The 19,868-nt window shown below is 41.8% G+C and carries 21 protein-coding genes; 20 read left to right on the top strand and 1 reads right to left on the bottom strand.

The annotated features are described in order from the left end of the window. Positions 1-53: 53 nt before the first annotated feature. The 7 genes from EDD74_RS10195 (at position 54) to EDD74_RS10165 (ending at position 5,255) form a co-directional block, all read left to right on the top strand. Positions 54-317 (top strand): IreB family regulatory phosphoprotein, encoded by a 264-nt coding sequence (locus EDD74_RS10195; protein ID WP_009262785.1) that lies wholly within the window; start codon positions 54-56, stop codon positions 315-317. Positions 318-323: 6 nt separating this feature from the next. Beyond that, entirely contained in the window at positions 324-779 is a 456-nt protein-coding gene (gene ruvX / locus EDD74_RS10190) for a Holliday junction resolvase RuvX (protein ID WP_009262784.1), read from the top strand. A gap of 8 nt (positions 780-787) precedes the next feature. Continuing rightward, the gene (locus tag EDD74_RS10185) at positions 788-1,048 is read left to right on the top strand and encodes a DUF1292 domain-containing protein (protein WP_008976276.1); all 261 of its coding nucleotides are present in this window, start codon (positions 788-790) and stop codon (positions 1,046-1,048) included. A 43-nt stretch (positions 1,049-1,091) separates the two neighbouring features. Beyond that, positions 1,092-1,565, top strand: coding sequence for a Fur family transcriptional regulator (locus EDD74_RS10180; RefSeq protein ID WP_116441829.1), 474 nt, complete (start codon positions 1,092-1,094; stop codon positions 1,563-1,565). A gap of 23 nt (positions 1,566-1,588) precedes the next feature. After that, positions 1,589-3,256, top strand: a complete 1,668-nt coding sequence (locus EDD74_RS10175) for a ribonuclease J (protein WP_008976274.1) — start codon at positions 1,589-1,591, stop codon at positions 3,254-3,256. A 79-nt stretch (positions 3,257-3,335) separates the two neighbouring features. Then, on the top strand, positions 3,336-3,986 hold the full coding sequence (locus tag EDD74_RS10170) for an O-methyltransferase (RefSeq protein ID WP_008976273.1): 651 nt from the start codon (positions 3,336-3,338) through the stop codon (positions 3,984-3,986). Positions 3,987-4,019: 33 nt separating this feature from the next. Next, positions 4,020-5,255 (top strand): peptidase U32 family protein, encoded by a 1,236-nt coding sequence (locus EDD74_RS10165; RefSeq protein ID WP_116441830.1) that lies wholly within the window; start codon positions 4,020-4,022, stop codon positions 5,253-5,255. 74 nt (positions 5,256-5,329) lie between these two features. Here EDD74_RS10165 and sigK read toward each other — a convergent pair whose 3' ends face one another. Beyond that, positions 5,330-5,956, bottom strand: a complete 627-nt coding sequence (gene sigK / locus EDD74_RS10160; RefSeq protein WP_116441831.1) for an RNA polymerase sporulation sigma factor SigK — start codon at positions 5,954-5,956, stop codon at positions 5,330-5,332. 192 nt (positions 5,957-6,148) lie between these two features. Here sigK and EDD74_RS10155 point away from each other — a divergent pair, with 192 nt between their 5' ends. From EDD74_RS10155 to efp, 13 genes are all read left to right on the top strand, one after another. Continuing rightward, a complete protein-coding gene (locus tag EDD74_RS10155; RefSeq protein ID WP_116441832.1) occupies positions 6,149-6,805 on the top strand; it encodes a YesL family protein in 657 nt (218 codons plus the stop codon). Between the two features lie 382 nt (positions 6,806-7,187). Then, the gene (locus EDD74_RS10150; RefSeq protein ID WP_116441833.1) at positions 7,188-8,741 is read left to right on the top strand and encodes a YifB family Mg chelatase-like AAA ATPase; all 1,554 of its coding nucleotides are present in this window, start codon (positions 7,188-7,190) and stop codon (positions 8,739-8,741) included. Positions 8,742-8,756: 15 nt separating this feature from the next. Beyond that, positions 8,757-9,887, top strand: a complete 1,131-nt coding sequence (gene dprA / locus EDD74_RS10145; protein WP_009262779.1) for a DNA-processing protein DprA — start codon at positions 8,757-8,759, stop codon at positions 9,885-9,887. Positions 9,888-9,933: 46 nt separating this feature from the next. Continuing rightward, positions 9,934-12,006, top strand: coding sequence for a type I DNA topoisomerase (topA, locus tag EDD74_RS10140; RefSeq protein ID WP_008976266.1), 2,073 nt, complete (start codon positions 9,934-9,936; stop codon positions 12,004-12,006). A gap of 141 nt (positions 12,007-12,147) precedes the next feature. Next, positions 12,148-12,936 (top strand): GTP-sensing pleiotropic transcriptional regulator CodY, encoded by a 789-nt coding sequence (gene codY / locus EDD74_RS10135; protein ID WP_008976265.1) that lies wholly within the window; start codon positions 12,148-12,150, stop codon positions 12,934-12,936. Positions 12,937-13,003: 67 nt separating this feature from the next. Continuing rightward, positions 13,004-13,309: a hypothetical protein gene (locus tag EDD74_RS10130; RefSeq protein ID WP_242990140.1), complete on the top strand. Its 306-nt coding sequence runs from the start codon at positions 13,004-13,006 to the stop codon at positions 13,307-13,309. Between the two features lie 175 nt (positions 13,310-13,484). Next, positions 13,485-13,769, top strand: a complete 285-nt coding sequence (locus EDD74_RS10125; RefSeq protein ID WP_008976263.1) for a co-chaperone GroES — start codon at positions 13,485-13,487, stop codon at positions 13,767-13,769. Between the two features lie 85 nt (positions 13,770-13,854). Beyond that, positions 13,855-15,477: a chaperonin GroEL gene (gene groL / locus EDD74_RS10120; RefSeq protein WP_008976262.1), complete on the top strand. Its 1,623-nt coding sequence runs from the start codon at positions 13,855-13,857 to the stop codon at positions 15,475-15,477. A gap of 116 nt (positions 15,478-15,593) precedes the next feature. Further along, positions 15,594-16,082, top strand: a complete 489-nt coding sequence (locus EDD74_RS10115) for a DUF6106 family protein (RefSeq protein WP_008976261.1) — start codon at positions 15,594-15,596, stop codon at positions 16,080-16,082. 171 nt (positions 16,083-16,253) lie between these two features. Continuing rightward, on the top strand, positions 16,254-17,708 hold the full coding sequence (guaB, locus tag EDD74_RS10110; RefSeq protein ID WP_008976260.1) for an IMP dehydrogenase: 1,455 nt from the start codon (positions 16,254-16,256) through the stop codon (positions 17,706-17,708). A gap of 122 nt (positions 17,709-17,830) precedes the next feature. Next, the gene (locus tag EDD74_RS10105; RefSeq protein WP_116441834.1) at positions 17,831-18,499 is read left to right on the top strand and encodes a peptidoglycan recognition protein family protein; all 669 of its coding nucleotides are present in this window, start codon (positions 17,831-17,833) and stop codon (positions 18,497-18,499) included. A 34-nt stretch (positions 18,500-18,533) separates the two neighbouring features. Further along, the gene (locus tag EDD74_RS10100) at positions 18,534-19,046 is read left to right on the top strand and encodes a YqeG family HAD IIIA-type phosphatase (RefSeq protein ID WP_008976258.1); all 513 of its coding nucleotides are present in this window, start codon (positions 18,534-18,536) and stop codon (positions 19,044-19,046) included. 95 nt (positions 19,047-19,141) lie between these two features. After that, positions 19,142-19,699 (top strand): elongation factor P, encoded by a 558-nt coding sequence (efp, locus tag EDD74_RS10095; protein ID WP_008976257.1) that lies wholly within the window; start codon positions 19,142-19,144, stop codon positions 19,697-19,699. Positions 19,700-19,868: the final 169 nt, after the last annotated feature.

The raw sequence follows: 19,868 nt of genomic DNA, 5'->3' as shown, positions 1-19,868 counted from the left end.
ATTTTTGGTACATTTATATTAGAATAGAAATGTATGAAACGGAGGAAGAAAAGATGAAAGATTTGAGCAATACACAGTTCTTTCATGTGGAGACCGGACCACAGATCAAGGCGAAAGACATTCTTGAGATCGTGTATGGGGCACTGAAAGAAAAAGGATACAACCCGGTAAATCAGATCGTAGGGTATATTATGTCAGGAGATCCGACTTACATCACAAGTCACAATGGCGCGAGAAGTCTGATCATGAAGATGGAGCGGGACGAGCTTGTAGAGGAGATGCTGAAAGCGTATATCGAGCATCACGGATGGGAATAATATCGTATGAGGATTATGGGACTGGATTATGGGTCTAAGACGGTGGGGGTCGCAATCAGTGACCCTTTAGGTCTTACTGCCCAAGGAATTGAAACAATCTGCAGGAAGGAAGAGAACAAGCTAAGAAAGACACTGGCTCGTATTGAGGCGCTTGTGCAGGAATACCAGGTCGAGGAGATTGTTCTTGGCTTCCCAAAGAATATGAACAACACTGTCGGTGACCGGGCAGAGAAGTCGCTGGAATTCAAGGAGATGCTTGAGCGGAGAACAGCACTTCCGGTTACGATGTGGGATGAGCGCCTGACAACCGTCGAGGCAGAACGGACATTGATCGAAAATAACGTACGAAGAGAAGACCGCAAGAAATATGTAGATAAGATCGCGGCAGTTTTTATCTTGCAGGGATATCTGGATTCTGTTTATTTCAGACAGAAGTCAGACGAGGATATGGAAGAAGTGTAGGAGTTTTTATGGAAAAGATTACATTTACATTTGAAGGAGAAGATCAGGCAGTAGAATTTTTTGTGTTAGAACAGACAAAATTAGGCGGTGTGACATATATTCTTGTTACAGATTCTGAAGAAGATGATGCAGAATGTCTGATCTTGAAGGATTTAAGTAAAGTAGAAGAGGATGAAAGTGTATATGAAGTTGTGGAAGATGATACAGAACTTCTTGCAGTTTCAAAAGTATTTGAAGAATTATTAGAAGACGTTGATATTGAAATGTAGTTTAGATACATTTGAGTATAGAACTTTGCAGATGAGGTGGCATATGACATTAAACCAGGAAGCGTTTAAGAAAATATTAAAAGAGCAGGGACTGAAAGTGACAAACCAGAGACTGCTTGTACTTGAGGTGCTTGAAAAACATCGTGGTGAGCATATGACAGCGGAGGACATTTATGAACTGGTGAAAGTTGACTATCCTGAAATTGGATTGGCGACCGTATACCGGACGGTACAGTTGTTACTGGAATTGCAATTGGTGGATCGGATTAATCTGGATGATGGATGTGTCAGATATGAAATCGGAACCCTGATCGAAGGCGAGGAAGGAAAGCATCATCATCATCATTTGATATGTAAAAGTTGTGGAAAGGTATGGTCTTTTGAAGATGATCTCTTAGAGGAGCTGGAAAGTTATATTGAGAGGAAAACGGATTTCCATGTTCTGGACCACGAGTTGAAATTCTACGGACAATGTAAAGAATGTGCAGAAAGAGAAAGTGCAGAGAAAAGAAAGTAGAATGAAACATGGAGGTGTAGCTTTTGAAAAGAGAGAGCAATTCAAAATTAAAGATCATTCCGCTCGGAGGACTTGAGCAGATCGGAATGAACATTACTGCCTTTGAATATGAGGACAGTATTATTGTAGTAGACTGTGGACTGGCATTTCCGGAGGATGATATGCTAGGGATCGACCTTGTGATTCCGGATATCACTTATTTGAAGGATAATATCCAAAAGGTGAAAGGATTTGTCATTACCCACGGACATGAGGATCACATCGGAGCATTATCTTATGTATTAAAAGAGATGAATCTTCCAATCTATGCGACAAAGCTTACGATGGGAATCATTGAAAACAAATTAAAGGAGCACAACCTGCTCCGCTGTACAAGAAGAAAGGTTGTGCGTCACGGACAGTCGATCAATCTGGGGCAGTTCCGGATTGAATTCATTAAGACAAATCACAGTATCGCAGATGCTTCTGCGCTTGCAATTTATTCGCCGGCAGGAATCGTTGTGCATACAGGTGACTTTAAAGTCGATTACACTCCGGTATTTGGAGATGCGATCGATCTTCAGAGATTTGCTGAGATCGGAAAGAAAGGTGTGCTTGCGCTGATGTCAGACAGTACGAATGCAGAGCGCCCGGGATTTACGATGTCAGAGCGGACAGTTGGAAAGACTTTTGACCAGATTTTTGCAGAACATAGAAATACAAGGATTATTATTGCTACTTTCGCATCGAATGTAGACCGTGTACAGCAGATCATTAACTCTGCCTATAAGTATGACAGAAAAGTTGTCGTGGAAGGACGGAGCATGGTCAACATTATTTCCACAGCATCAGAGCTTGGGTATCTGAATGTGCCGGACAAGACATTGATCGAGATCGATCAGCTGAAGAATTATCCGGATGAGAAGACGGTTCTGATCACAACAGGAAGCCAGGGAGAGTCTATGGCGGCATTATCCCGTATGGCAGCAGATATTCATAAGAAGGTCAGCATCAAGCCGGGAGATACAGTTATTTTCAGTTCAAACCCAATCCCGGGAAATGAAAAGGCAGTGTCAAGGGTGATCAATGAACTTTCCCAGAAGGGTGCAGATGTTATTTTCCAGGATGCACACGTATCCGGGCATGCCTGTCAGGAAGAGTTGAAATTGATCTATTCTCTTGTGAAACCAAAATATGCGATCCCGGTTCATGGAGAATATCGTCATTTGAAGGCAAATGCAGGAATTGCGACAGCGCTTGGCATTCCGAAGGAAAATGTATTCATCCTCAAATCCGGAGAGGTACTGGCGCTGGATAATCAAAGTGCAAAGGTTGTAGACAAAGTACAGACGGGAGCAATCCTTGTAGACGGACTCGGTGTTGGCGATGTTGGAAATATTGTATTACGTGATCGTCAGCATTTGGCAGAAGATGGTATACTGATCGTAGTCCTGACACTGGAGAAGGGAACCAATCAGCTCCTTGCAGGGCCGGACATTGTTTCGAGAGGATTTGTCTATGTAAGGGAGTCCGAAGGGCTGATGGAAGAGGCAAGACAGGTACTTTCCGATGCGCTTGAGAACTGTTTGAGAAACAATCGCAATGCAGACTGGAGCAGAATTAAATTAGTGATCCGCGATACGATGAATGATTTTATCTGGAAGCGGACTAAGAGACGTCCGATGATCCTTCCGATCATTATGGATGTATAGAAGGAAAGAAGGGCGGAGGATTTTGGTTCTCCGCCTTATTTTCTGAGGTTTTGCAATTCAGAAACAGAGGAGAAGGCATATGATTGTAGATGAAAGAATGGTGACGTTCATTAATTCTCTTGACACAGAAAACACAGCGATTTTGGAGCAGATCGAGCAGGAGGCACTGGATACTTATGTACCGATCATCCGGAAGGAGATGCAGAGCTTTCTGAAAGTACTGCTTGCGATGCAGAAACCGAGGCGGATTTTAGAGGTTGGAACGGCTGTCGGATTTTCTGCAATTCTGATGAGTGAATATGTGACAGAGGAATGTGAGATCACAACAATTGAAAAATATGAGAAACGGATTCCGATTGCCCGTGAAAATTTCAGGCGGGCAGGAAAAGAAAAACAGATCACACTTCTGGAAGGAGATGCGATGGAAGTGATGCAGTCCTTAAAAGAGCCGTATGATTTTATTTTTATGGATGCGGCAAAAGGACAGTATATTTATTATCTGCCGGAAGTGATGCGTCTTTTGAATCCGGGAGGCGTCCTCGTATCGGATAATGTGCTTCAGGAAGGAGATATCATTGAATCTCGCTTCGCAGTGGAGCGCAGGAATCGGACGATCCACAGCCGAATGAGGGAATATCTGTATGCATTAAAGCATGATGACAGACTGCTGACGTCTATAGTTCCGATCGGGGACGGAGCAACAGTCAGTGTAAAGATTGGAGAAAAATAGAAAAGAAACAAGTTGTACAGAAAGGAAAAATATATGGCAAGACATCCAGAATTATTGATTCCGGCGAGCAGCCTGGAAGTATTAAAGACAGCTGTTATGTTTGGAGCTGATGCGGTTTACATTGGAGGAGAGGCGTTCGGACTTCGAGCGAAAGCGAAAAACTTTTCCATGGAGGAAATGCAGGAGGGAATCGCATTTGCACATGAACACGATGTAAAAGTATATGTAACTGCCAATATTCTCGCGCATAATGCGGATCTTTCAGGGGTACGAGAATATTTTAAAGAGTTAAAAGAGATTAAACCAGACGCATTGATCATTGCCGACCCTGGTGTATTTGAGATCGCAAAGGAAATCTGTCCGGAGATTGAGCGTCACATCAGTACGCAGGCAAATAATACAAACTATGCGACTTATAATTTCTGGCATAAGCTGGGGGCATCTCGTGTCGTATCAGCAAGGGAATTGTCTTTGGAGGAAATTAGAGAGATTCGGGCAAATATTCCGGATGAGCTGGAAATTGAGACATTTGTCCATGGGGCGATGTGCATTTCTTATTCCGGAAGATGCCTGCTCAGCAACTATTTCACCGGAAGAGATGCAAACCGGGGAGCATGTACCCATCCATGCAGATGGAAATATTCTGTGGTTGAGGAGACCAGACCAGGAGAATATATGCCGGTGTATGAGAATGAGAGAGGAACTTATATTTTTAACTCCAAGGACCTCTGTATGATCCAGCATATCCCGGAAATTTTAGAGTCGGGCATTGACAGTCTGAAGATCGAGGGACGTATGAAGACCGCACTCTATGTAGCAACGGTTGCAAGAACATACCGCAAGGCGATTGACGACTATCAGAAGGATCCGGCACTCTATGAGAAAAATATGCCATGGTATCTGGAACAGATCTCTAATTGTACTTATCGGCAGTTTACGACAGGATTTTTCTTTGGAAAGCCGGATGAGACAACACAGATCTATGACAGCAATACTTATGTGAAAGAGTATACCTATCTTGGAATCGTAGGGGAAGAGCGTGATGGCACTTACCGTATCGAACAGAGAAATAAGTTTTCTGTCGGAGAGACGATCGAAGTGATGAAACCGAATGGCGAAAATATTAGTGTGGAAGTGAAGCGGATCTTAGATGAGGATGGCAATGAGCAGGAGAGTGCTCCGCATCCAAAACAAGTATTGTATGTAGATCTGGGAATGCCGTTAGAGCAGTATGATATTTTAAGAAGACAGGAAGCGAAAGAAGTATAATGTGATGAGGAAACCGAAAGCGGCAAGCATTTTCAGTGAAAATGAGCCTTTGCTTTCGGTTTCTTAGTATTCTGTCAAGATTCCGGAAAGAAGATGCGCAATTTTTCCACGGCGCTTTTTTCAATGCGTGATACGTAAGAGCGGGAAATTCCAAGCCTTTTTGCGATTTCACGCTGCGTGTATTCTTCCTCATTGTAAAGTCCGTAGCGCATTTTCAGAACGAGCCGTTCCCGGTCAGATAATTCGGATTCTACTTTTTCGTATAAAGTGCGTACATCGTCTTTGAGATTGATTTTCTCGTGGATATCTTCATCTGTTGTCTCCATGACATCAAACAGCTGGATCTCATTACCTTCCCGGTCAGTACCGATCGGTTCGTAGAGAGAGATTTCCCGGGAGGATTTTTTTCTAGAGCGAAGCATCATCAGAATTTCATTTTCAATACAGCGGGCTGCATAAGTGGAAAGTCGATTTCCTTTTTCGGGATTAAAGGTGATGACTGCTTTGATCAGTCCTACGGTTCCGATGGAGATCAGATCTTCATTGTCTTCCTCCGGACGTTGATATTTTTTGACAATATGTGCTACAAGCCGGAGATTGTGTTCGATCAGGATGTGTTTTGCTTCAAGGTCGCCCTCTGTGTATTTTTGCATGTAATATTGTTCCTCAGCAGAAGTGAGGGGAGTTGGAAATGATTTCAAGATAAGCACCTCTAAGCATATTTAATATAGCTTATGTGCTGGAGAGAAGATTTGTGCTTTTCCACATGAAAACAGAGAAAAAAGCATCAAAATGTCTGTTTACTATCAAAGGAGAACGTGCTATCATATACTTATGTCTGACAAAGTGAAGGGCGGCAGCTGCCGCAAAAATTATATGAATGGCGGGATTGTATGGGCAGATTATTTGACACAGACAATATTGTCTGGAGATTTTTAGGAAGGGTAGCCGATTTGGTCATCCTCAATTTTTTATTCCTTTTATGCAGCATTCCGATCGTGACGATCGGTGCTTCGTGGACGGCGCTGTATTCTGTAACATTGAAGGCGGTAAAGAACGAAGAAAGTTATATTGCCAAAGGATTTCTAAAAGGATTTAAAGAGAATTTCAAACAGAGTACGATCGCATGGTTAGTGATACTTTTCGTTGGAACAGTGCTTTTTGTAGACATCAGGTTTGCGATGGGACTGGAAGGCGGATTTGGAAAAGCATTTGGGGTGACCATTTATGCAATGTCTTTTGTTTATCTGATGATTGCAATGTATATTTTCCCTTATATTGCACGATTTCACGCGACAATGAAGCAGATTTTCAAAAATGCTCTGTTGATAGGTATCGGCAGTTTTCCGTTCACATTACTTCTTTTTGGAGTCAATATTTTAGTACTGTTTGTGACGTTTTTCAGTGCACGGGCAATGATCACAGCACTTGCATTTTGGTTCATGACTGGATTTTCGTTTCTGGCATTTGTCACATCGTATATTTACCGGAAGATCTTTTCAAAATATGAGCGTGTGGAAGAACCCGAAGCAGAGACAGAAGAAGCATAACAAATTTTACGAATATTTGTAAAAAGCAGAGAAAAGAAGATAAGAAAATGATACGTTCCGGCAGAAAGTGTTTCTGCACGGGACGTATTTGCGTTAGAGAGAAAATGCAAGCGATTGCATGGAAAACTGCAATTATTCATAAAAATATTATAACCCTTATGTAGCATAAACAAAAAAGATATGTTATAGTAAAGAAAATCATTCTGAAGACATCTCTTTCAGAATTATTCCGGCGTTTCTGCCAGAAAATCAACGATCAAAAATAGTATGGAAACACAAGAAAAAAGAAAGAAAATCGCATGTGCGGTTCTTATTTTTGTACAGAAATAAAAGAGGCTAAGAGAAGATACGCAGTGCGATTTGGGAAGGAGTGGTATCGGCTTTGTTTAGCACAGTTTTATCAGCATCTCTGCAGGGAATGCAGGCAGAGTTTATCCATGTGGAGGCAGATGTGGGAAATGGACTTCCATTTTTTCATATGGTAGGTCATCTTGCATCGGAAGTAAAAGAGTCGGCGGAGCGTGTTCGCACGGCAGTAAAAAACAGCGGCATACAGATTCCGCCAAGAAAGGTAGTGATCAATCTTTCTCCGGCAAATGTAAGAAAAAGAGGAGCGGCATTTGACCTCCCAATCGCGGCAGCAGTGCTTGCGGCCAATGGGGTGATCAGTCAGAAAACGCTTGTAAATGTACTTATAATCGGAGAGTTAAGCCTCGATGGTGGTGTGAAAAAAGTTCCCGGGATTCTCCCGATTCTTCTGGAAGCAAAAGAACATGGATGCGTCCGCTGCATGATTCCAAAGGAGAATGAACAGGAAGGGAGAAGTATCACAGGGATGGAAGTGATCGGTGTGTCAAAATTGACAGAACTGATTGAAGTTGCAAAAAAAATAGAACAGGAGGGTGAGGAAATTGTCTGGAAAAATCATAAAGTGTCAGGAGAGCGGAATATAGAAGTTGAGGATAGATGTCAGGGTTCAGAGGATTTTAGCGAGATCAAAGGGCAGACATTTGTAAAGCGGGCGGCAGAAATCGCAGTTGCAGGAGAACATAATCTTTTGCTGATCGGACCGCCAGGTTCCGGAAAAACGATGGTAGCAAAACGGATTCCGACCATCTTTCCTCCGCTTTCGATGGAGGAATGCATAGAGATTTCGAAAGTGTATAGTGTTGCAGGATTTTTGGATGAAAAACAGCCTCTGATTTTAGCTCGTCCATTTCGTGCGGTACATCACACGGTCACAAAGGCTGCGCTTGTAGGAGGAGGTTTGCATCCTGTTCCGGGAGAATTGAGCTTAAGTCATGGTGGATGTCTGTTTTTGGATGAGGCGGCAGAATTTCGAAAAGATGTGCTGGAGGCGTTAAGAGAACCGTTGGAAGAACAGAAGATTCATATTGTCAGAAATGGAGGAAGTTATATATTTCCGGCAGATACGATTGTAGTGGCGGCAATGAATCCGTGTCCATGCGGACAGTTTCCGGATTACAATCGATGTAGGTGCAGTGAACAGGAAATCCGCAATTATTTAGGCAGAATCAGCGGACCACTGCTTGATCGGATCGATCTTTGCGTAGATGTACCGAAGGTGAGGTATGAGAGCCTGATCCAAACCGATGAGGAGGAGACATCCGATATTATCCGTGCGCGAGTATGTGCAGCGCGAGAGATTCAAAAGAAACGATATGAGGGGCAGAAGAAGCAGACAAATGGAAGAGTATCCGTCAAAACACTGATGGAGCATTGTGAATTGGATCCGGAGGGAAAAGAAAAGATGAAAAGAAGTTTTGAGACGCTTCAGTTGACTGCCCGCTCCTACTATAAAGTACTTCGGGTAGCAAGGACGATCGCAGATCTGGAAGGCAGTGAAAAGATTGAATCGACCCATTTGGATGAAGCGTTGATTTACCGTACAATGGATCAGAAATATTGGAGATAAGGGTGGAGGAATAATGTGGAAAAACAAAGAGAGAATCAGATAGAACAAGATGAACTATTCCGTTTTTGGTTTGCGGGATTAAAGGGAATCGGAAACAGGGAAAAAATACAGCTGACAAAGGAATTTCCTCAAAAAAAAACGCTATATTATATAGAAGAAACAGCACTGAAGAAGAGGTTAAAAGAGAAGTGGACGGAGGGAAAGGCGGAGACGATCACGCAGATCATACAAGAAGGAAAACGGCGATGGAGCAAAGAAATTGTTGCAGAATGGCAAAAAAAAGGGATTGCGCTTGTCACATATGAACAGGAAAAATACCCGGACAGATTAAGGAACATTTCTTCACCGCCTTATGCGCTCTATGTGATGGGAAAACTTCCGGAAAAGGGAAGAAGGACTGCGGCAATTGTCGGCGCCAGAAACTGTACGTATTATGGGGAAACTTATGCAAGAAAGATTGGAAAAATATTGAGTGAAGCGGGGATTTCTGTGATCAGTGGGATGGCAAGAGGAATCGACGCAGCAGGTCAAAGAGGGGCAATCCACGGAAGCGGAGGAACATTTGGTATTCTTGGAAGCGGTGTGGATATTTGCTATCCAAAAGAGAATCGAGGACTCTATGAAGATTTAAAAAAATATGGAGGAATTTTGTCAGAACAACAACCGGGGAGTCCGCCGCTTGCACAGTATTTTCCGGCGAGAAACCGGTTGATCAGTGGGTTGGCAGATGTGGTGATCATCATTGAGGCGAGAGAACGGAGCGGGTCGCTGATTACAGCTGATATGGCGCTGGAGCAGGGGAAAGATGTATATGCACTTCCGGGCAGTGTGGACAGCCAATTGAGCAGAGGCTGCAACCGTCTGATCAAGCAGGGAGCGGGGATTATTTTATCACCGGAAGAGCTTTTAGAGGAACTGAATATTTGTGGAAATTTTGTGAAGAATTTGACAGAAACAAAAATAATACTTGAAACTGAACAGAATATAGTGTATAGTTGTCTCGATTTGAACCCGAAGAGTATCGGCCAGATACTGGCGGAAACAAAGCTGTCGATTCCAGAGCTGATGAGGCAGCTTGTTTCTTTGGAAATGAATGGAAAGATCAAAGAAATTTCCAAAGGATACTATGTGAGAGGAAATTGGTAGAAAGAAAAGAAATCGAAATAAAGGGACAGAAATAAAGGAGTAGTTTATGGCACGTTATCTTGTGATTGTAGAATCGCCTGCAAAAGTTAAGACAATTAAAAAATTTCTGGGAAGTAATTATGTTGTGACAGCATCCCAGGGACATGTGAGAGATCTGCCAAAGAGCCAGCTTGGAATTGATGTAGAAAATGATTTTGAGCCTAAATACATTACAATCCGCGGGAAAGGAGATATTCTTGCGAATCTTAGAAAAGAAGTGAAGAAGGCAGATAAAATTTATCTCGCAACTGACCCTGACCGTGAGGGAGAGGCAATTTCGTGGCATTTGTATGTAGCACTGAAGCTGGAAGGAAAGAAAGTGTACCGTATCAGCTTCAATGAGATCACGAAGAATGCGGTGAAGGCGTCTATCAAAGATGCGCGGGAGATCAATATGAACCTGGTTGATGCACAGCAGGCAAGGCGTGCGTTAGACCGGATGGTAGGGTACAAGATCAGTCCGCTGCTTTGGGCGAAAGTAAAGAGGGGATTAAGTGCAGGGAGAGTACAGTCTGTGGCGCTTCGCATTATTGCTGATCGTGAAGAAGAAATTGATGCATTTATTCCGGAAGAATACTGGACACTTGATGCAACGATCCATGTTGAAGGTGAGAAAAAGCCGCTTGTGGCAAGTTTCTACGGGAAAGATAAGAAAAAAATGACCATTCATTCGAAAGAAGAGATGGATCAGATTGTCCGTGAAATTGAGCACGAAAAATTCTTTGTAGATGAAGTGAAAGTAAGTGAGCGTCTGAAGAAAGCGCCACTTCCGTTTACGACAAGTACACTGCAGCAGGAAGCGTCAAAGGTACTGAACTTTGCTACGCAGAAGACGATGCGGATTGCGCAGCAATTGTACGAGGGAGTTGATATCAAAGGCAGTGGTACGATTGGTATTATCACATACCTCCGTACGGATTCCACAAGAATTTCGGATGAGGCAGATGCAGCGGCAAGAGAATATATCCGAGAAGTTTATGGAGAAAATTTTGTGGCAGAGGGAGAAAAGAAGAAAGCTTCTGAGAAAAAGATTCAGGATGCCCACGAGGCGATTCGACCGACAGATCTTAGCAGGACACCGGCTTCTGTGAAAGAATCTCTGACAAGAGATCAGTTTCGTTTGTATCAGTTGATCTGGAAGCGGTTTGCAGCAAGCAGGATGCAGCCGGCGAAATTTGAATCTACTTCTGTAAAAATTGGCGCGGGAGCATATCAATTTTCAGTATCAACTTCAAAAGTTGTGTTTGAAGGATTCCGCATCGCTTATGTGGAGTCAGACGAAGAAAAGATGGCGAGCAATCTGCTTGTGAAAGGATTGGATCAAGATTCTGTTCTGACAAAAGAAGCGTTGGAAGAAAAACAGCATTTTACACAGCCGCCGGCACACTATACAGAAGCAGCACTGGTAAAGACACTGGAAGAACTGGGGATTGGACGGCCGAGTACGTATGCACCGACAATCTCTACAATCATCGCAAGACGATATGTTTCGAAAGAAAATAAGAACCTCTATCTGACCGAACTTGGAGAAGTTGTAAATAACATGATGAAACAATCATTCCCAAGTATTGTTGATGTGAACTTTACTGCCAATATGGAAGGGCTGCTTGATATGGTTGAGGAAGGAAAAGTGGAATGGAAGTCTGTGATCCGCAACTTCTATCCGGATCTTGATGAGGCTGTAAAAGTAGCAGAGAAAGAATTGGAGAGTGTTAAGATCGAGGATGAGGTGACTGACGTTATCTGTGAGGAATGCGGAAGAAATATGGTGATCAAGTATGGTCCACATGGAAGATTCCTTGCATGCCCGGGATTCCCGGAATGCAGAAATACAAAGCCTTATTTGGAAAAAATCGGTGTCCCATGTCCGCTCTGTGGAAAAGAAGTTGTACTGCGCAAAACAAAAAAAGGTCGGAAGTATTATGGATGTGAGGACAATCCGGAATGCGAATTTATGTCATGGCAGAAGCCATCTAAGGAAAAATGTCCGGAATGTGGCGGATATATGATCGAAAAAGGAAATAAGCTTGTCTGTGCAGATGAAAAATGTGGATATGTCAGAAATAACAAAAAGAATTAGAAAAAATCCGTTGAATTTTTTGAAAATGCGTGATAATATAGACGTGTGAAAAGAGTTTTGACGTTTTGTGGATATATTTGCTACAATAAACAAAAGCAGTAAAATAGACAGACGATGGACGTCGTGAACGGAGGCGAATAAATGAGCGTACAGTTATTAGACAAGACAAGAAAAATTAATAAACTTCTGCACAATAACAATTCAAGCAAAGTTGTATTCAATGACATTTGTGAAGTGTTGACAGAGATTCTTAATTCTAACGTATTTGTTGTGAGTAAAAAAGGAAAAGTGCTTGGAATCAGTAAATGCGAAGGAGTCGATGAAATACAGGAGCTGATTACAAATGAGGTCGGAGGACACATTGATGAGATGTTAAATGAGAGATTGTTAAGCATTCTTTCTACAAAGGAAAATGTGAATCTTCAGACACTTGGATTTTCACCAGAACATGTAAGAAATTATCAGGCGATCATCACGCCGATCAATATTGCAGATGAAAGACTGGGAACGTTGTTCATCTATAAGAGAGATTCTTTATACGAGATCGATGATATTATTCTGAGTGAGTATGGAACAACTGTTGTAGGATTAGAGATGCTTCGCGCGGTCAATGAAGAAAGTGCAGAAGAGGTCAGAAAAGAGCAGATTGTCAAGTCGGCGATCAGCACTCTTTCCTTCTCGGAGATGGAGGCGATCATCCATATCTTTGATGAACTGGAGGGAACAGAAGGAATTCTTGTGGCAAGTAAAATTGCGGACCGTGTAGGAATTACCCGTTCTGTGATCGTAAATGCACTTCGTAAGTTTGAGAGCGCAGGAGTGATCGAATCTCGTTCTTCCGGTATGAAAGGAACTTATATTCGTGTCATCAACGATTTTGTTTTCAAAGAACTGGAAAATTTGAAAAAAGATACAAAGCATAGAGAATAAGAAAAAAGGGTATCAGAGGCAGAACTGATACCCTTTCGCTGATTGTGACAGGAAAGGGGCAAAGATAATGTTTGAAAATTGCAGAGCGAAAATATCGATGGAAGAACTGATCGGAACAAAGGAAGAAAAAAGTGAGAACAGCTATGAAGGAATCATTTTGATGTATGATCCGAAGACAGAGTGCATATATTTGAATCTGGAGGAGACAGATCTTTCAAAAATTTCGCTGGATGTATCGTATCGCTGCACGGTTTTTTTGGGAGAAGAGGCAGAAGAATGCGTTGGAAGAGTGAGAGAGAGATTCCTTGGAAAAAGCGGAAATATTCTGATTCTTCAAATTGAAAATGGATTTTATAAAATAAATATAAACTGAGTTGACAAATGAAAAACATAGTGCTATTTTATTAGTAAAGCAAATTAGCACTCGAATAAAATGAGTGCTAATAAAGGCGGCGCAGACACCCCGTACAGATAGACTGTGTGGGGCGGAAAGCTTTTGAGGCTTTCGCACAGACCTTGAAATTGCGGTAGTATAAGGAGGAATTTACATGAAATTAGTACCATTAGGTGACAGAGTCGTATTGAAACAATTAGTCGCAGAAGAAACAACAAAATCCGGAATCGTATTACCGGGACAGTCAAAGGAGAAACCACAGCAGGCGGAAGTTGTAGCGGTAGGACCTGGCGGAACAGTTGATGGGAAAGAAGTTACGATGAACGTGGCTGTCGGAAATCAGGTGATTTATTCAAAATACGCCGGTACAGAAGTTTCCTTAGAAGATGAGGAATACATTATTGTAAAACAGAGTGATATTCTTGCAATCATCGAATAGGAATAAAACAACAGAAAGAGAATAGAAAGGTGACATCAGGTCATCGAAGAAGATAGAGAGACAGAATTTAAGGAGGACATCAGTCATGGCAAAAGAAATTAAATATGGCGCAGAGGCCAGAAGTGCTTTGGAATCAGGTGTAAATCAATTAGCAAATACAGTACGTGTGACATTAGGACCGAAGGGAAGAAATGTAGTTCTGGATAAATCATTCGGTGCTCCGCTGATCACAAATGATGGTGTGACGATCGCAAAAGAGATTGAACTGGAAGATGCTTTTGAGAATATGGGAGCACAGCTGATCCGTGAAGTGGCAGCAAAGACAAACGATGTTGCCGGAGACGGAACAACGACAGCGACTGTATTGGCACAGGCCATGGTCAATGAAGGAATGAAGAACCTGGCAGCAGGTGCAAATCCAATCGTACTTCGCAAGGGTATGAAGAAAGCAACAGATGTTGCAGTGGAAGCAGTTGCAGGCATGAGCAGTAAAGTAGAAAGCAAAGAAAGAATCGCAAATGTAGCTGCAATCTCCGCAGGAGATATAGAAGTTGGAGAGATGGTTGCAGATGCAATGGAGAAAGTATCCAATGATGGTGTCATTACGATTGAAGAGTCTAAGACAATGAAAACAGAGTTGGACCTTGTAGAAGGTATGCAGTTTGATCGTGGATATATTTCTGCATATATGGCGACAGATATGGATAAGATGGAAGCAAATCTGGAAGATCCATATATTCTGATCACAGATAAAAAGATTGCGAACATTCAGGAATTACTTCCATTGTTAGAGCAGGTTGTGCAGGCAGGAGCAAAACTTCTGATCGTTGCAGAGGATATCGAAGGAGAAGCGCTGACAACATTGATCGTCAATAAATTGCGTGGTACATTCCAGGTAGTTGGAGTAAAGGCACCGGGTTATGGAGACAGAAGAAAAGCTATGTTAGAAGATATTGCGATTCTGACAGGCGGACAGGTGATCTCAGAAGAATTGGGATTAGATTTAAAAGAGACTACACTGGATATGCTGGGACGTGCAAAATCTGTAAAAGTTCAGAAAGAAAATACAGTGATCGTAGATGGACTTGGAGAGAAGGAAGCAATCAACGCACGTGTTGCACAGATTAAGGCACAGATTGAAGAGACAACATCTGAGTTCGATAAAGAAAAACTTCAGGAAAGACTCGCAAAACTTGCTGGTGGTGTTGCAGTAATCCGTGTAGGTGCAGCGACAGAAACTGAGATGAAAGAAGCAAAACTTCGTATGGAAGATGCGCTTTCAGCAGCAAGAGCAGCAGTGGAAGAAGGAATTGTAGCAGGTGGTGGATCTGCATATATCCATGCATCCAAAGAAGTTACTAAGCTTGCAGAAACATTAGAAGGAGACGAGAAGACAGGTGCAAATATTATCTTAAAAGCACTGGAAGCTCCGTTATTCCACATTGCGGCAAATGCAGGTTTGGAAGGTTCTGTCATCATCAATAAAGTAAGAGAACAGCAGCCGGGAATCGGATTTGATGCTTATAACGAAGAATATGTTGATATGGTAAAAGCAGGAATTTTGGATCCGGCAAAAGTGACAAGAAGTGCATTACAGAATGCGACAAGTGTTGCATCTACACTTCTTACAACAGAGTCTGTTGTGGCAAATATAAAAGAAGATGTTCCTCCTATGCCGGCGGGCGGACCAGGAATGGGTATGATGTAAATTTTGAAAGGACAGATGAGTACCGGAGAATAGGCCGGTACTCATCTTTTTTTCTTTACTGTTTTTTAGAATGTGATATAATAAAAATATATGTAAAAAATGGAGGTACAGCAAAGATGAGTGATTTTTACACAGAACAACTTGTCAAGAGAAAGGCATCAATGGGTACAATGGTGGCAAAAGCTGCATTGATCGCGCTTACAGTGGTATCGCTTTTATCGTTTTTTCTGTTTCCGCTGGGGATTCTTTTCTTTGGAATTATGATAGTGGCAGATATTTTTTTGTTCCGGCAGTTAGACCTGGAATTTGAATATTTATATGTCAACGGGGATCTTGATATCGATAAGATCATGGCGAAGCAGAAGAGAAAGAGAGTGTTTCAAACAAATGTCAGCGAACTGGAAGTGATTGCGCCTACAGGGTCAGCAGAACTGAATGCATTTCAGAATATCAAGGCACATAATTTCAGCACGATGAATCCGGATCATAAGACATACACAATGGTGGTAGTAAAGAACGGACAGAAGGAGAAGATTATTTTTGAACCAAATCAGACAATTCTGGAAGGAATGCGAATGCTGGCGCCAAGAAAGGTAATTCTCTAAATAAAAAACAATTTATAGCTTGACATTGTGCCAGGTTTTTTGTAATATAACAATACCTTATAAAACGACAAAAGTTATTTATAGTATTAATAAGTTATGCTTATAAGTGCTGTAAAGATGAAATGTTACTAAGAAAATGGGATAAACAAAAGAAAGAGAGGAAGCAAAATCATGGGAAAAATTATTGGAGAAGGTATTACATTTGATGACGTGCTGTTAGTGCCGGCTTATTCAGAAGTAATCCCGAATCAGGTTGATCTGTCTACAAATCTGACGAAGAAAATTAAATTAAACATACCGATGATGAGTGCCGGAATGGATACGGTTACAGAACATCGTATGGCGATTGCAATGGCTCGTCAGGGTGGAATCGGAATTATTCACAAGAACATGTCAATTGAAGAACAGGCAGAAGAAGTCGACAAAGTAAAGCGTTCTGAAAATGGAGTTATCACAGATCCATTTTATTTGTCACCGGAACATACACTTGCGGATGCAAATGATCTGATGGCGAAATTCCGTATTTCCGGAGTTCCAATTACAGAAGGAAAAAAATTAGTAGGAATTATTACAAACCGTGATTTAAAATTCGAAGAGGATTTTACAAAGAAGATCAAAGAATCTATGACATCCGAAGGTCTGATTACAGCTCCGGAAGGCATCACTTTGGAAGAGGCAAAAAAGATCCTTGCAAAGGCGAGAAAAGAAAAGCTTCCGATCGTGGATAAAGACTTCAATCTGAAAGGGCTTATCACAATCAAAGATATCGAGAAACAGATCAAATACCCACTTTCAGCGAAGGACGAGCAGGGACGTCTTCTCTGTGGAGCTGCAGTTGGAATTACAGCAAACTGTCTGGAACGAGTAGATGCACTCGTGAAAGCAAAGGTAGACGTTGTTGTTATGGATTCTGCACATGGACATTCTGCAAATGTAATCAGAACAGTTCGCATGGTCAAAGAAAAATATCCGGATTTACAGGTAATCGCAGGAAATGTTGCAACAGGAGAGGCTACAAGAGCATTGATTGAGGCAGGCGTTGACGCAGTGAAGGTTGGTATCGGACCTGGATCTATCTGTACAACACGTATTGTTGCAGGAATTGGTGTTCCGCAGATTACAGCAGTGATGGATTGCTATGAAGTTGCAAAAGAATATGGCATTCCGGTCATCGCTGATGGAGGTATCAAATATTCAGGAGATATGACAAAAGCAGTTGCGGCAGGAGCAAATGTATGTATGATGGGAAGTATCTTCGCAGGATGTGATGAGAGCCCAGGAACATTTGAATTATTCCAGGGAAGAAAATACAAAGTATACCGTGGAATGGGATCGATCGCAGCAATGGAAAATGGAAGCAAAGACCGTTACTTCCAGGCAGATGCGAAGAAACTTGTTCCAGAAGGTGTAGAAGGACGTGTGGCGTATAAAGGAACTGTAGAAGATACCGTATTCCAGCTCATGGGTGGTCTTCGTGCCGGAATGGGATATTGCGGGGCAAAGACAATCGAAGAACTGAAAGAAAGTGGAAGATTTGTGAAGATTTCTGCTGCTTCCTTAAAGGAAAGTCATCCGCATGATATTCATATTACAAAAGAAGCACCAAACTACAGTGTGGACGAATAGAAAATAAAGAGAGGACTGCCAGACGGCGGTCCTTTTGCGACATTTTAAGAAAAACTTCATTCTTTTAGGGAAATCTTGTGCTAGAATAGATAGAGATAAGAGAATCAAAAGGATAAAAGAGCATGAGATACAGAAAAAGAGATTATTATGGAAGAGGAAGAAAAAGAAAGCACATAGTAGTTGCAGCAGGAATTATTATTGTTTTTGCTTTGAGTATAGTGTTAGGTCTGATGAAAGCGTGCGGAATCGGGTTTTTCGGAAGGGCAGAACAGCTTAGCCAAGAGGAAATTGAAGAGCGGAAACCAGATATTGATGTTCAGCTGCTCGCAGTCAATGAATATTCCAGACCAGGGACGGAAGTGGAAAAAATCAGAGGGATTGTGATCCATTATACGGCAAATCCGGGTTCTACAGCACAGAATAACCGAGATTATTTTGAGGGACTGAAAGATAGCCATGAAACGAGTGTAAGCAGCCATTTTGTTGTCGGATTGGAAGGAGAGATTATCCAGTGTGTTCCGACGTGGGAGATGGCATATGCGTCTAATTCAAGAAATGTCGATACAGTTTCCATTGAATGCTGTCATCCCGATGAAACTGGTAAATTTAACAGGAAGACATATCGTTCCGTTGTAGAACTGACTGCATGGCTTTGCCAGAAGTTTGGACTGACGGAAGAGGATGTGATCCGTCATTATGATGTGACAGGAAAAGCATGTCCGCTTTACTATGTTGAACATGAGAAAAAATGGGAAGAATTTAAAAAAGATGTAAAAAAAGCAATGCGATAAAATAGAAAAAAGACAGGGTACGGGGAGGAAAAAGATGTTCGATATGTTTTTTCCGGATGAATATGTGGCATCCACATATGTGATTCCGTTTGAAGAATTATATGAAAAAGGGTACAGAGGTGTATTATTTGATATCGATAATACGTTAGTGCCGCACGGTGCGCCGGCAGATGAGCGGGCCAAAAAGCTGTTTGCAAGACTGAAGGAGATTGGATTTTCTTGTTGTCTGATTTCAAATAATCAGGAACCAAGGGTGAAGATGTTTAATGAGGAAATCCAGGTGCCTTATATTTACAATGCCCACAAGCCGTCCACAAAGAATTATCGAAAAGCAATGGAACTGATGGGGACAGATGAAAAGAATTCTTTGTTTGTGGGGGATCAGTTATTTACCGATGTATTTGGTGCAAAGCGTGCAGGAATGCACAACATTTTAGTGAAGCCGATGCATCCGAAAGAAGAGATTCAGATTGTTTTGAAACGGTATCTGGAGCGGATTGTGCTTCATTTTTACAAGAAAAAGCAGAATAAGCCAACTCTTAAGTAAAAAAAGGTTGAAAATACTCGCGAAGTATTATAAAATGGTAAACAGTCAAATGAATGAGAATTGCTTTCATGGGCATAATTTAAGGAGGATTACAGATGATTTCAGCAGGAGATTTTAAAAACGGTGTAACAGTTGAAATTGAAGGAAATATTTTCCAGATTATGGAGTTTCAGCATGTAAAACCAGGTAAAGGTGCGGCGTTTGTTAGAACAAAATTAAAAAATATTATCAGTGGGGGTGTGGTAGAGAAGACATTCAGACCTACTGAGAAATTCCCAAAAGCTCACATCGAGAGAAAAGACATGCAGTACTTATATACAGATGGTGAATTATATCATTTCATGGATGTCGAGAATTACGAGCAGATCGCGTTAAATGAGGATGCGATTGGAGATTCTCTGAAATTCGTAAAAGAAAATGAAATGGTAAAAATCTGTTCTCACAAAGGAAATGTATTTGCAGTAGAGCCGCCGTTATTTGTAGAGCTTCAGATCACAGATACAGAGCCTGGATTCAAAGGAGATACAGCACAGGGAGCTACAAAGCCAGCTGTTGTTGAGACAGGTGCTACAGTATACGTTCCATTGTTCGTAGAGCAGGGAGATGTATTAAAGATTGATACTCGTACAGGAGAGTATTTATCAAGAGTTTAATTTAAATAAGATTGACAGTGGCTTAACGACCACAGAAGACCAGATAAGACTGTTGCAGATATGTGACAGTCTTATTTTTGTGTGCGCCTTGCGGCGCACGTCGCTAATGGATGAAAGTTCCTAATCCGCCCTAGTAGTGGGAAGGATACAGCCAAGACCAAGGGTGTCC

It is taken from the genome of Faecalimonas umbilicata (genome assembly GCF_004346095.1).
Taxonomy (GTDB): Bacteria; Bacillota; Clostridia; order Lachnospirales; family Lachnospiraceae; genus Faecalimonas; species Faecalimonas umbilicata.
This window is presented reverse-complemented; position numbering and strand designations above follow the sequence as displayed.

Coding starts and splice junctions, on each gene's coding strand:
- EDD74_RS10195 (WP_009262785.1), top strand. CDS start 54: ATGAAAGATTTGAGCAATACACAGTTCTTTCATGTGGAGACCGGACCA.
- ruvX (WP_009262784.1), top strand. CDS start 324: ATGAGGATTATGGGACTGGATTATGGGTCTAAGACGGTGGGGGTCGCA.
- EDD74_RS10185 (WP_008976276.1), top strand. CDS start 788: ATGGAAAAGATTACATTTACATTTGAAGGAGAAGATCAGGCAGTAGAA.
- EDD74_RS10180 (WP_116441829.1), top strand. CDS start 1,092: ATGACATTAAACCAGGAAGCGTTTAAGAAAATATTAAAAGAGCAGGGA.
- EDD74_RS10170 (WP_008976273.1), top strand. CDS start 3,336: ATGATTGTAGATGAAAGAATGGTGACGTTCATTAATTCTCTTGACACA.
- EDD74_RS10165 (WP_116441830.1), top strand. CDS start 4,020: ATGGCAAGACATCCAGAATTATTGATTCCGGCGAGCAGCCTGGAAGTA.
- EDD74_RS10155 (WP_116441832.1), top strand. CDS start 6,149: ATGGGCAGATTATTTGACACAGACAATATTGTCTGGAGATTTTTAGGA.
- topA (WP_008976266.1), top strand. CDS start 9,934: ATGGCACGTTATCTTGTGATTGTAGAATCGCCTGCAAAAGTTAAGACA.
- codY (WP_008976265.1), top strand. CDS start 12,148: ATGAGCGTACAGTTATTAGACAAGACAAGAAAAATTAATAAACTTCTG.
- EDD74_RS10130 (WP_242990140.1), top strand. CDS start 13,004: ATGTTTGAAAATTGCAGAGCGAAAATATCGATGGAAGAACTGATCGGA.
- EDD74_RS10125 (WP_008976263.1), top strand. CDS start 13,485: ATGAAATTAGTACCATTAGGTGACAGAGTCGTATTGAAACAATTAGTC.
- groL (WP_008976262.1), top strand. CDS start 13,855: ATGGCAAAAGAAATTAAATATGGCGCAGAGGCCAGAAGTGCTTTGGAA.
- EDD74_RS10115 (WP_008976261.1), top strand. CDS start 15,594: ATGAGTGATTTTTACACAGAACAACTTGTCAAGAGAAAGGCATCAATG.
- guaB (WP_008976260.1), top strand. CDS start 16,254: ATGGGAAAAATTATTGGAGAAGGTATTACATTTGATGACGTGCTGTTA.
- EDD74_RS10105 (WP_116441834.1), top strand. CDS start 17,831: ATGAGATACAGAAAAAGAGATTATTATGGAAGAGGAAGAAAAAGAAAG.
- EDD74_RS10100 (WP_008976258.1), top strand. CDS start 18,534: ATGTTCGATATGTTTTTTCCGGATGAATATGTGGCATCCACATATGTG.
- efp (WP_008976257.1), top strand. CDS start 19,142: ATGATTTCAGCAGGAGATTTTAAAAACGGTGTAACAGTTGAAATTGAA.